At 66.8% G+C, this 11,953-nt stretch carries 12 protein-coding genes and 1 pseudogene; 11 read left to right on the forward strand and 2 right to left on the reverse strand.

Annotation, left to right across the window (positions count from 1 at the left end; all coding sequences use genetic code 11):
• Window positions 1–75: 75 nt before the first annotated feature.
• Window positions 76–432, forward strand: a complete 357-nt coding sequence (locus tag IEY36_RS27515) for a transposase (RefSeq protein ID WP_268238206.1) — start codon at window positions 76–78, stop codon at window positions 430–432.
• Window positions 433–651: 219 nt separating this feature from the next.
• Window positions 652–954, forward strand: coding sequence for a hypothetical protein (locus IEY36_RS27520; RefSeq protein ID WP_188973023.1), 303 nt, complete (start codon window positions 652–654; stop codon window positions 952–954).
• 73 nt (window positions 955–1,027) lie between these two features.
• Here IEY36_RS27520 and IEY36_RS27525 read toward each other — a convergent pair whose 3' ends face one another.
• A complete protein-coding gene (locus tag IEY36_RS27525; RefSeq protein WP_188973025.1) occupies window positions 1,028–1,309 on the reverse strand; it encodes a hypothetical protein in 282 nt (93 codons plus the stop codon).
• 450 nt (window positions 1,310–1,759) lie between these two features.
• On the opposite strand from IEY36_RS27525, the gene IEY36_RS27530 reads away from it, so the two are divergent.
• The 7 genes from IEY36_RS27530 (at window position 1,760) to IEY36_RS27560 (ending at window position 8,742) form a co-directional block, all read left to right on the forward strand.
• A complete protein-coding gene (locus IEY36_RS27530; protein ID WP_188973027.1) occupies window positions 1,760–3,109 on the forward strand; it encodes a hypothetical protein in 1,350 nt (449 codons plus the stop codon).
• A gap of 126 nt (window positions 3,110–3,235) precedes the next feature.
• Complete coding sequence (locus IEY36_RS27535) at window positions 3,236–3,469, forward strand: hypothetical protein (protein WP_188973029.1); 234 nt, start codon at window positions 3,236–3,238, stop codon at window positions 3,467–3,469.
• A gap of 72 nt (window positions 3,470–3,541) precedes the next feature.
• Window positions 3,542–3,796 carry a MerR family transcriptional regulator gene (locus IEY36_RS27540; protein WP_188973031.1) on the forward strand — a complete coding sequence of 85 codons (255 nt, stop codon included), beginning with the start codon at window positions 3,542–3,544 and terminating at the stop codon, window positions 3,794–3,796.
• A gap of 5 nt (window positions 3,797–3,801) precedes the next feature.
• The gene (locus IEY36_RS27545) at window positions 3,802–3,963 is read left to right on the forward strand and encodes a hypothetical protein (protein ID WP_188973033.1); all 162 of its coding nucleotides are present in this window, start codon (window positions 3,802–3,804) and stop codon (window positions 3,961–3,963) included.
• Window positions 3,960–5,768 (forward strand): site-specific integrase, encoded by a 1,809-nt coding sequence (locus IEY36_RS27550; RefSeq protein ID WP_188973035.1) that lies wholly within the window; start codon window positions 3,960–3,962, stop codon window positions 5,766–5,768. The genes IEY36_RS27545 and IEY36_RS27550 overlap by 4 nt, the downstream gene beginning before the upstream one ends.
• Window positions 5,765–6,886: a site-specific integrase gene (locus tag IEY36_RS27555; RefSeq protein WP_188973037.1), complete on the forward strand. Its 1,122-nt coding sequence runs from the start codon at window positions 5,765–5,767 to the stop codon at window positions 6,884–6,886. Before IEY36_RS27550 ends, IEY36_RS27555 begins: the two co-directional genes overlap by 4 nt.
• Window positions 6,883–8,742: a recombinase family protein gene (locus IEY36_RS27560; RefSeq protein WP_229681626.1), complete on the forward strand. Its 1,860-nt coding sequence runs from the start codon at window positions 6,883–6,885 to the stop codon at window positions 8,740–8,742. The genes IEY36_RS27555 and IEY36_RS27560 overlap by 4 nt, the downstream gene beginning before the upstream one ends.
• Here IEY36_RS27560 and IEY36_RS31275 read toward each other — a convergent pair.
• Window positions 8,664–9,059 (reverse strand): annotated as a pseudogene (locus tag IEY36_RS31275) (pentapeptide repeat-containing protein); the annotation flags it as partial. The gene IEY36_RS27560 and the pseudogene IEY36_RS31275 sit on opposite strands and share 79 nt — an antisense overlap.
• Window positions 9,060–9,112: 53 nt before the next feature.
• Between IEY36_RS31275 and IEY36_RS27570 the strand changes: the two are divergent.
• Together IEY36_RS27570 and IEY36_RS27575 are read left to right on the forward strand one after the other, a co-directional pair.
• Window positions 9,113–10,042 (forward strand): hypothetical protein, encoded by a 930-nt coding sequence (locus tag IEY36_RS27570; protein ID WP_188973039.1) that lies wholly within the window; start codon window positions 9,113–9,115, stop codon window positions 10,040–10,042.
• A 103-nt stretch (window positions 10,043–10,145) separates the two neighbouring features.
• Entirely contained in the window at window positions 10,146–11,750 is a 1,605-nt protein-coding gene (locus IEY36_RS27575) for an alkaline phosphatase D family protein (RefSeq protein WP_229681627.1), read from the forward strand.
• Window positions 11,751–11,953 lie beyond the last annotated feature (203 nt).

Consider the following 11,953-nt stretch of genomic DNA (forward strand, 5'->3'; position numbering starts at 1 on the left):
GCTTGATCCACCAGCAGCACGCCGCCTAACCTCACCGCCAGATGGGCCAGATACTCCGCTAGCCAGCCGCCTCCGCTGTCTCAAAGCATTCGACGACGGACAGGCCAGGCCAGTGATCGCCGGGGTGCTGCCTTGATGCTGCACAAGCTCCCACCAGCCAGCGAACTCATCGGCGACCGCGGCTACGACAGCGGCCGCTTCCGCGCAGAACTGGCGGCTCGGGGCATCGCCCCGTGCATCCCGTCAACGCGCCGTCGGAAGCTGCCCATCCCGCACGACACCGCGCTGTATCGCCAGCGCCACCGCATCGAGATCATGTTCGGCAGGCTCAAGGATTGGCGCCGCATCGCCATGCGCTACGACCGCTGCGCCCACACCTTCTTCAGCGCTATCACGCTTGCCGCCACCGTCATCTTCTGGCTCGGCCAATGAGTCCTGAGCCTAATCTGAACCAGACCTATATCGCACGAATTAAGATATGCTCTATTTATTAATAATTATGTTTTCTATGGGTGTTTTATTCGACACCAAATATCGTAATTGCTATTGATAAACTACTTACTTGATACAATTTCAAAATTGCGAACAATAATTGTTCGCTTTCTGCGGCAAATGCCCAGAACACACAAACCGACAATTCGGAGCATCATCATGATCCAGGGGCACAACACCCCCGGCGCGCCCGCGCGCCTTGACTGGTTCACCCTTTCCGACGACCTCGAAGCGGTCTTCGTGGCCGCCAGGCGCGTTTCCGCCCTGGCGCGTCTCGCCACCACCGAACAGGCCAGGATTCAGGATCGCGAGACGCCGCGGCGGGTCCGAGAGGCCTGGGCGGACGTCAATCTCCTCCTTTGCGCCGCGGTGGACGACATGGACAAGGCGTCCAGTCACCTTTCCGCCAAAGCCGCCGCCCTGCTCGGCGTTGTCATGGACGCCGAGGATCGGGAGCCGTAGCGCCCATCAAGAGACCCCGCCGGAGCAATCCGGCGGGGTCTTTTGCGTTTGGGGAGATTGACGGCGTTGCAGTTCAGCGCTTCGCCGGCCTACGCTTGCGGCGCTCCTCGTAGCTGTCAGCAAGATTGCCGAGGAGACGACTGACTTCCTTGATGGCCTGGGGCTGGGTACGCACCGCGCGGCGCAGGGCGCCCTGGTTGCCCGTGCGCTCGAATTCGCCCGCCCAAGTCACTACCGCGGTCGTGAAGACATTCAGGATATCGCCCTGCGTCATCCCTTCCGCCACCAGTTCGTCGATGAAGTCAGAGGCAATGTCCATCACCTCCGTCGCGTCCGCATCGTAGACTTGTTTCATAATCCACTGTCTCCTGTTTGAGGTTGGCCGCCACACGGTTGCGCGTGGCTCAGCGCTGCAGCCCCTGTCGGAGCGCTGACCTGGCGAGCTGTCCGGTGACGATCCGGCGCCATCCTGAGTGCCGCCATGCCGATCGAGACTACCGTCGACCTCACCTAAATTTCTGCCGCAAACGCTTTCAAAGCGCTGCCTGGCGACGCCAATATGGTCTGCCCGCAAAGCCAGGAAATATCTGGGTGAGCGCAGGATCGACATCATTCGGGACCATTTTCGGGAGCAAGTAGTCGTGCCATGGTCCCGACTCGCGCTGCGGGATCCTCTACGCGGCCACTCAGCCTCGGCGAGTCAACAGGCGGACGGATCCTGCCGGAGAGGGAGTTGGGAACCGACGCGCCCTGACCTACCTGAGAGGAAATGGCATCGAGGCTTATAGACATGACAAGGGAGCCGATGGCGGACGCTCAGACGCGTATCCCCAACAAGGGCAACGGGGAGGCAGGCTCGGGCGCGCCGGGTCGCGCGCATTCGTCAACGCATTACGCGACAATGGCGGCGACACATCTGGGGACGGCTTCGGCCGGCCCAGCGCTTCAGTCGATCGCCCAGCTCGTGCGCCTTATGCGCGATGGTGCCGCCGCCAGCGGCACGGGTTCCCGGGCGATCAAGACCCTTAAGTCAGCCGCGAACGCGGCCGCCGTGGCGGGAACTCATCTACGGGGCGTCGATATCCTGACCGTCCTGCAGGCCTTGGGGGCGCCCGCCCCAGGCGAGCAGCGGGCGCCCCACCAGGACGCCATCACCGACTTTAGCCGGCTTGACCTCGCAGATCGCTTCGGCACGACCCTCCTGGCGCTCGATCGTCTCGCCACGGGCCTCGAAGATGCCGCGAAGCGACGATCGCCCCTACCCCGCGGCGCGCCGCGACGGCCGGGGGTTCTCGCTGTCGCTCTCGACCAGCTCGAGCGGGTCTGGTGGCAGCACCGCCAGATGCCACCGACCCAGTCACGCAATACGGGAGGTTTCGGCGATCTCGCCAAGGCGGTCCTGACGGCAAGCCCGTGCGACTTCGGCGACGGGACGGTGCGCAAGGCCGTGGCCGCGTACCTCAAGGACACGTCGCGTCCCGCTGCGAAGGCGCATGTGGCACCGGCGCCACCGGACCCGCCGCGGATCGAGACGGCCGCCTTTTTCAGCGATGGACACTCACTCGCAGACGAAGTCGCGTCACAACTCCGGTCTGACGGGACGCAGTTGAGCAGCCAGTTGATCCCGGGCGACGTCGAAGCCCAGGGCATCGACGTTGCGGGCATCGCGGAGGGGAGCCTGGATTTGCTGATGTTGGTCTGCCTGGGCCCGCCATTGACGGTGGGAGGCGAGCGCAAGCCACGCGAGCTCGAACACGCGATGTGGACCGCTGGGCCCGGCATGATGGCAACCCTTCCTGCACGCCTGCACGCTGTCGTCGCCGCGCATCGCCGGCTGCTTCGTTCCCCAGGCGGCAAGCTGGTGGTGGTGATGCCCGATCCCGGCAGCATTGCGGCAACCGGCGGCGCGTCTGCCTATGCCGCTGCGTCAACGCTCGCTGCCATCGTGGCGCTCGTCGGCATGTGGGCATGCGACCTCGGCGACGACGTCCATGTTTGCGCACTTTCTCCGGGATGGGGGCGCGACGCTCAGGGATTGCCGAACAGACACTCGCACCTGCCCAACACCGCCGCCGTCCTGCGCACAACCATTGGTCAGCTCGGCGGCCGGCAGCGCGGCCGGCTTGTCGATCTCTATGGCGAGCCGCTCCCGTAGCGATCCAGCAGGCCTCAAAACGAGGCCAGGCAAGGGTTTCCGTGCATCGGCCATCACCCGACGCGATTTTCGGGAGCAGACGGCTGGTGAGGTCTTGAGGCGGGTCCGATAGATGTTCCCGTCGCCATGGGCGAACCCTTCGAGATCAGCACCGAGTCGGATCGCGGCCGCGAAAGCGATGAGCATTCGGTGGATCGGGCCAACGATGCGCTGAGGGCCCTCGCTCGCGCCTTGGCACGCTTGGTCGCGCGTGCAAACTGGGCCGAAGGGCTTCGGAGCGACGCGGCGTCACCGTTCCAGGACACGCCCGCGCCCACGGCGAAGATCCTGCGCTTGCGCGGCCGCAATGCCGCCCGCTAACCGCATCGCCGGCCAACGCGCTCGCCGTTTGCATCAGGTCACGGCGGTAAGCAGCGGCGGCACGTCCCCGAGATGAGTCGCGCGGCGCAATTCGAGGACCGCATCCTCGACATCGGCGAACTCGCGCGCATCGAGGGCAAGTGCCGTCGCACGATCAGACGCATGCTGAAGGATGGCCGACTGAAGAATGTCGGCGAGGGTCGCGCACGCGGCACATGGCTGAGCGACTACCTGCGGTCGCATGGCCGCCACAAGGAGGCTGATGCGCTCCTGCGACCCGTCGAGCTGAGCGCTGATGTCGACGAGTTCGGCGACGATGCCGGATGACGCAAATGACCATGTTCAGCGTCGATTTTAATGCCTGTGAACTCAAGGCTCTGCGCGGGTCTCGTGAGCCCGTGACGCAGCAAATGGTGGTGTTTTGTTGTGATACGCCTTCACGAATGTCCGCCGATGTCCGCATCGCCAATCCCGTGAGGAAAATGCTGCCATGAAGATCGGCAACGGGCCGGAGCTGCCACTGCCGGAGCTTAAGATGACCTCGGTTCCGACCTTCCAGCAGATGATGCAGGAGATCCCGACCTGGGTGGATTGGCCGGAGGCCGTGCAGCGCGATGGCGTTTCCGCCTTCCGCCGCGTGGCGAAGATGCTGCAGATGCATCCGGCCACGGTGCCCTGCGAACCCGCCTTCCTGTCCGAGCGCCTCAAGGGCAAGGTTCCGGCAGAGTTCGGCGTCGGCGAGCGGAACTTCCGCAACCTCCTGTCCCGGATCCGCAAGGCGCTCCGTCGTAAGGGCCTCCACGCCCCCGATCAGCGCAAGCCGGGCCTCTCTGCCGCCTGGGAGAAGGTCCTCTCGGTCATCAAGGCTGCCGGTGAGCGCGGCTGCGCGAAGCGTCTGGGTGGGTGGTGCACCCAGCGTGGCATCGAGCCCCTCGATGTGACAGACGAGGTGATCGCCCGTTACGGCCAGTCCGACGTCGCCACACGGCTCAGCGTCAGCGATCGTTCGGCGAGCACGATTGTCGCCCGCGCGCTGAACAAGGCACTGCCGATCGCCTTTCCCCGTGCCGATCTGCCGCGTCTCGCCGCTCCCCGGCAGAAGGTGCCCTATGCCTTGCCGCTGGCCGCCTATCCGGCGTCGCTGCAGGAGGAAATCCAACGTGGCCTCGATCGCCTGGGCCGAGGTCGGGTGGGCCAGCGTTTCCTTGCCGTTCGTGACGGGCCTCGGAAGGTGGTGCGCGCGAGCACTATCGCCGTCCGCGAGTTCGCGATCCGCCAGATCCTGGGCTGCCTGGTCCTGCACGGCCACAGGCCGGAGGAGATGACGTCGCTCCGCTACATCTTCGACGATTTGGAGCGGGCCAGCACCGTGATCGACTGGTTCCACGCTCGCCAGCAGCCTGACGACGAGGAGGAGGTGCTCGGGGGCCAACTCCTGCAGATCGCGGAGACGATGCGGCAGGTCGGCGTGCACTGGCTCAAGTTGCCCCCTGAGACATGCGCTGTCATCAAGCAGTGGGTCTCGGATGCGCTCCCGCCGCGCAATCAGGGACTGACCGCCAAGAACCGCGAGCGGCTGCGCGCCCTTGTTCAACCAAGGCCCTATGCCCTGCTGCTCGATACGCCGCGGTCGCTGATGGAGGCCGCCCGGGCGATCGACGGCAGTCCTGCGGAAGCGGCGCGTGTCGCCCGGCTGGCCGTCCAGATGGAAATCCTGCTGCGCTTTCCCATGAGGCTCGACAACCTGACGAAGCTTCGACTCGACCAGCACCTGGAGCGGCCGGACCCCAGGGCCCGACGCATATCGCACATCGTCCTCAAGCCCCACGAGGTGAAGAACGGCAAACTGATCGAATGGCCGATCCCGCCTGGGTCGGCAGACATGATCGAGGAGTACATCCGGAAATTCCGCCCCGCCCTGGCGGAGCTGGCGTGCCCCTATCTGTTTCCCGGCCACGATCGCCTCGCCTGCGCCAGCAAAGGCAATGTCTCCACGAGTATTGTCGAGACGATCGCCCAAGAAGTGGGGGTACGCATCAACGTCCATTTGCTCCGCCATTTCGCGGCATATCTCTATTTGAAGAAGTATCAGGGCCGCTACGGCGTGGTGGCGAAGATCCTGGGGCACAAGAACGTTGCCACGACGGTCGCATTCTACGATGCGTTCGAAGAAGCCGCCGCGGCGAAGTCGTTCGATACCGTGCTCGATGAGGAGCGCCGTGCGACCCGCCCGACCGCGCTAGCCGCCAGGAAAGGACTGGCGCGAAGTAGGCCGAAGAAGCCACGGGAGCGCAAATGATACCGCTCCTGGATCCGCGACGCCGCTGCATGCCTGTTGCCGAATGGCCAATGAGGGACCGCCAGGCTTGGACGGCTGGCCTTGCCGGTCGCGAGAGGCCGAGGTTCACCGACCGCACAGCGGCGGCCAAGCTCGGCGCGGAAGCCCTCGGCAAGGCCGAACACGGTTGGGGCCGTTTCCTGACGTCGCTCGCCGGCCGGGACGATCTCGACCTTGACCAGGGGCCGGCCAACCGCCCAACGCCCGAGCGGATCGCGATCTTGATCGATGAGATGATTGAACTGGGCAATGCCGATCACACGATCACGGGGAGGTTGCAGGAACTCACCGACGCGTTGAGGATCATGGCGCCCGGCGAGGATTTTCGCTGGATCCAGGCGCCGGACGGCGTCCCGGTTCGCGCACTGCTTGAGATGCGCAAACGAGACTTCACCGTCTACCACCCGCGGGTCTTATTCCGGTGGGGAGTTCGTCTGATGGAGGAGGCTGTCGCCATGACGCCGGCGTATCGGCGCCAGGTCCAGCTGCGCGATGGACTCATGATCGCGCTGTTTGCCTCAAGGGCGCCCCGCCGCCGCTCCATGCGCGTCATGGAGCTTGGCCGTCAGGTTCGCCACGATGGTCAGGGCTGGTGGATCGTGCTGGGGCGGAAGGACGTGAAGACCAAGCGGCCTCTGGAATATCCTGCGCCGAAGGAACTCTGGCCCTGGATCGAGCGCTACATCAGCGTGGAGCGGGAGGAGCTTCTGGGCGGCAAGGTATCGGACGCGTTCTGGATCAACCGCCATGGCGAAGCGCTGCAGGATCCGGAGACACGCATATTCTGGCAATCGGCCAAGGAGTTCCGGCGGGATAAGCGCTTCGGACCGCACCGCTTTCGCTACGGCATCGCGACCTATGGCCCGCGCGAGCTGCCCGACAGCCCTGGCGTGACGACCGCGATCCTGGGGATCACGCCGGACGTGGAAGGTGAGCACTACGAACGTGGCGACCAGGTTGCCGCCGCGAATGAATTTCATGATGTGTTGGACGAAGAGCGCCGGCGCACATCAGGGCTGGCGCGGCGGATCCGCGAGGAACGCCGGAGACTGGCGCCGCCCGTGGAGGAACCGCGATGACCCCGCGCTGCGCGATCTACGCCCGATACAGTTCCGAGAACCAGCGCGAGGCCTCGATCGAGGATCAGCTCCGCCTCTGCACGGCCCGCGCCGAACGTGAGGGCTGGACGATCGCCGGAAGCTTCACCGACGCCGCGATCTCCGGCGCGACGACCCTCCGGCCTGGCTACCAGGCCTTGCTCGAGGCGATGCGCGGCGGCACGCTGACCATTGTCCTCGCCGAGAGCCTCGACAGGTTCTCCCGCGACCTCGAACATGTCGCCGCTTTCCACAAGCTGGCGCGGTTCTGCCAAGTCCAGATCGTCACGCTGTCCGAAGGCGAGGTCTCGGAGATGGCGGTCGGGTTCAAAGGCACCATGGGCGCTCTCTCCCTGCGCGATCTCTCGGCCAAGACGCATCGTGGCCTCGAAGGGCGTGTACGTCAGGGGCGGGGGGTTGGCGCACCGCCATATGGCTACCGCGTCGTCCGACACCTCGGTGCCGATGGTGAGCCTGAACGCGGTTTGCGGGAGATCGATCCCGAGCGGGCGTGCGTGGTCCGGCGCATCTACCGTGACTATGTCGCCGGCCTGAGCCCGCTGGTCATCGCCCGCGCGCTCAACAGCGAGGGCGTGCCGGCGCCGCGCGGCGGCACGTGGTACGACCTCACGCTGCGCGGCCGGCCGGGCCGGGGTGACGGCATCCTGCGCAATCCGCTCTACGTCGGACGCATGATCTGGAACCGACAGACCGCTGTCGTCGATCCGCGTTCCGGCACCCAAATCTGGCGGGCCAAAGCGCCGGAAGCGCATGTCGAAGCTGCCGTGCCCGACCTGCGGATCGTGCCCGACGACGTCTGGAACCAGGCGCAGGCCCGTCTCGGCGCGGAGGCGGCGCCCCGGCTGGCCAAGGGCCCGCCCCAATTCTGGGAGCGTCGCCGGCCACGTCATTTGCTCACCGGAAAGGTCGTCTGCGGTTGCTGCGGGCGCGGATTTACCGCGGTGGGCCAGGACTACTTGGCCTGCAGGGCGGCTCGGAACGGCAGCGGCTGCCGCAACGCCAGGAGTGTGCGCCGCTCCACCTTGGAGGCAAGGGTGCTCGATGCGCTGGGCCGCCAGCTGATGCGCCCCGACCTCGTTGCCGCCTTCTGCGCCGAGTTCATCACCGAGTGGAACCGCCTGGCGGCAGAGGCGTCGGCGGGGGCCGAGGCGCGGCAGCGGGAGCTGCAAGCGATCGAACGAAAGCTCACGAACCTCGTCGAGGCCATCGCCGACGGGCTCAAGGCTACAGGGATCCAGCAGAAGCTGGTCGACCTCGAAACTCGCCAGGCGGAGTTGAAGGCCGCCATGGCCACCGAGGTGCCGGCCGCACCGGCCCTGCATCCAGATATCGCCCAGGTCTATGCCGAACGAGTCGCGGAACTACGCCAGGCTCTCGATGCCGACGACGGCTCAGATGTGCTGGAAGCCGCCCGCGCCCTGGTCGACACTGTCGTCGTCTCCCCGCCCGACGATCCCGGCGAGCCACCGATCATCGAACTGACCGGCAACCTTATCGCCATGCTCAAGGCCGGCGGGGCCAGGCTGGCCCCCGACGACGCCTCGCTTGACGCAAGCCTTACCGGCCTGCTCTCACGTTCGGTAAAAGGAGGAGCACGGGGGAGTTCCCTCCCCCGCTGCTTTCTTCTGCCTCACTGGCAATTCCCCACCGACCCCGCGGCGCAGACCCGTCTCCCATCGGTCCAACGCGCCCCGCCCAGCATTGCGCCGGACATATTCGCCCCGGACAGATTGGCCCCCGTCAGGTTGGCATCGGTCAGATCAGCGCGGAACAGCGTGGCGCGGCGCAGATCGGCCCCGATGAGGATGGCGTGCTGAAGGTTGGCCCGGGTAAAATCCGCATTGCGCAGCGTGGCGCGCGACAGGTCGGCGCCGATGAGGTCAGCCGAGACGAAGCGCGCCTCGATGGCATCCGCCTCGATCAGCTTCGCCCCTGTGAGTGTGGCGCGCTGGAAGGACGCATCGCGCAGCACGGCACGGGAGAGGTCCGCGCCGGCCAGTTCGCTCTGTTCCAACAGGCAGCGTCGCCACACCACCTCGGGGGCGGGTGGGTCGGTGCAGCCGGCGATGGCCGGCCCGGCAAGGAGCAGGACCAGCCCCGCGACAAGGGTGGGTAGCGAGGATGGTGTGTGCACGCCATGGGATATAGAAGCTTGCGCCTGCTCCTCCAACCGCTGGACGCCCTGCCTTGTTCGCGCTGCGTTTCCTGGAATGGTCGGCCCGGCAGGGTGGCGCGCTGCTCGCGACGGGCATTTTCGCCGGGTTGCTGATCCCGCCGCTTGCCGCGGTGTTCCGCGACGTCGTCACCATCACCGTCGCCGGGTTGATGACGCTGGTGCTGCTGCGGGTGGACCCGGCGCAGGTGCTGGCCTATCTGCGCCGGCCGGTGCTGGTCGCCGCGCTGACGTTCTGGCTGCTGCTGGCGATGCCGGTGCTCACCTATGGCGTGGCGATGGCGGCGGGCATGGATGGCCCGCTCGGCGCGGCGCTGGTGATCAGCGCGACCGGCTGCGCGGCGACCTCCTCGCCCGCCTTCGCGCGGCTGGTCGGCCTTGATGGAGAAATCAGCCTGGTCGTCGCCATGGTGACGACGCTGCTGATCCCGTTCACCGCGCCCCCGCTCGCGCTCGGCCTGATGGGCATCGACCTGGCGATTTCACTGACCGGGCTCATGGCACGGCTGGCGCTGGTGGTGGGGTTGCCGCTGCTGATCTCGATGGTGATCCGCCGGATGGTCGCCGCGCCAACGCTGCACCGGCTGGGCCCGGCGGTCGATGGCGCGGTGGTGTGGCTGGTGGTGCTGTACGGCTTCGGCGTGATGGACGGCATGCTGGCGCGGCTGCTGGCCGACCCGCACTGGGTGCTGGGTGGGCTGGCGCTGGCCTTTGCCGGCAATGTCGGCATGAACATCGCCACCGCGCTGGTGTTCCTGCCGGCGGGGCGGCGGCTGGCGCTGGCGGCCGGGCTGCTCGGCGGCAACCGCAACATGGCACTCTTCCTCGCCGTGCTGCCTGCGGCGACGGATGAACGCATCCTGCTGTTCTTCGCGCTGTGCCAGTTCCCGCTGTTCCTCAGCCCGTTCCTGCTGCGCGGGCTCTACGCCAGGCTGCGGGGCTGACCTGCCCGGCGATTGTCGTGCGATTGCAACGCCATCACCATCCGGCCATCACGCAGCGCGGATAGCTTCCGGCCGACTCAATCGGACCCAGGGGGCTCCACGCATGTCCAATCGTTTCCTCACCGGCCGGTTCGGCCGGCGCAATCTCATGCGCGCGTCGACTGGCCTTGCGCTCGCCGGCCCACGCCTCGCCTTCGGCCAGGGCACGGCGCCCGCCATCGTCACCGCCGAGGCGGCGCGGCCGCAGGCCGCCCAGGGTGTCATGACCGGCGACGTCACCGCCGACCGCGCCATCATCTGGTCGCGCGCCGACCGCCCCTCGCGTATGATCGTCGAATGGGCGACGCGGGAGGATTTCTCCGATGCCCGCCGCGTCCGCGGCCCGCATGCCCTGCCCGACACCGACTTCACCGCGCGGCTGGATCTCACCGGCCTGCCGCAGGGCGAACAGATCCTCTACCGCGTCACCTGGCAGGACCTGGCCGGCCTGCAGACCACCTCGGCGCCGGTGACCGGCCGCTTCCGCACCATGCCGGCCGGCCGCCGCGACATCACCTTCCTGTGGTCGGGCGACACCGTCGGCCAGGGCTGGGGCATCAACCCGGCCTTCGGCGGCATGACGATCTACGAGGCGATGCGCCGCACCAACCCGGATTTCTTCATCCACAACGGCGACACCATCTATGCCGACGGCCCGATCCAGGCCGAAGTCGCCCTGCCCGGCGGCCAGACCTGGCGCAACGTGGTGACCGAGGAGAAGTCGAAGGTCGCCGAGACCCTCGCCGAGTTCCGCGGCGCCTACAAATACAACCTGCTCGACGAGAACATGCGCCGCTTCCACGCCGAAGTGCCGCAGATCTGGCAGTGGGACGACCATGAGGTGATGAACAACTGGTCGGACTCGAAGAACATCCAGGCCGATGCCCGCTACACGGAAAAGAACGTCCCGCTGCTGACCGCCCGCGCCGCCCAGGCCTTCCTGGAATACGCCCCGATCCGCCGCGCCGGGGATGTCGAGGTCCAGCGCGTCTATCGCCACATCCCCTACGGCCCCTCGCTCGACGTCTTCGTCATCGACATGCGCTCCTATCGCGGCCCGAACACCTTCAACCGGCAGGAGCAGGCAGGCGACGACACCACCTTCCTCGGCACCGAGCAGATCCGCTCGCTGAAGCAGGCGCTGCTGGCATCGAACGCCACCTGGAAGGTGATCGCCTCCGACATGCCGCTCGGCCTGCTGGTGCCCGACGGCAAGGACGCCCAGGGCCGCGACCGGTTCGAGGCGGTGGCCAACGGCGACGGCCCGGCCCTCGGCCGCGAGCTGGAAATCGCCGGGCTGCTCGCCGCCATCAAGCACAACGGCGTGAAGAACGTCGTGTGGCTGACCGCCGACGTGCACTACACCGCGGCGCATTACTTCGACCCGGCCAAGGCGCAGTTCACCGACTTCACGCCCTTCTGGGAATTCGTCTCCGGCCCGCTCAACGCCGGCACCTTCGGCCCGAACGCGCCGGACAACACCTTCGGCATGCAGGTGGTGTTCGAAAAGGCCCCGCCGGCCGGCCAGGTGAACCTGCCGCCCTCCGCCGGGATGCAGTTCTTTGGCGAAGTGAAGATCGACGGACGGACCGAGGAAATGACGGTCACGCTGCGCGATGCGACGGGCGCGTCGCTGTGGTCGCGCGGCTTCCCGCCCGAGCGCGCCTGATGACGACGCGGAGGGGGCCGCCCCCCCTCCGCGCCAGCTGCCGGGCGTGCCAGGCGGCATCCCCGGTCCGGCGCCTTCGTGCCGCGTCCGGTCACTCCGTCCCGGGCGCCTTGCCTTGGCGATATGACTCCAATTTTCGGCAATCGCTCCAAAAATTGTCACGATCTCAGGTGCTTTGATCGCCTTGGCGCTTGGCAGACCAC

It is taken from the genome of Neoroseomonas lacus (assembly GCF_014644535.1).
Classification (GTDB): Bacteria; Pseudomonadota; Alphaproteobacteria; order Acetobacterales; family Acetobacteraceae; genus Neoroseomonas; species Neoroseomonas lacus.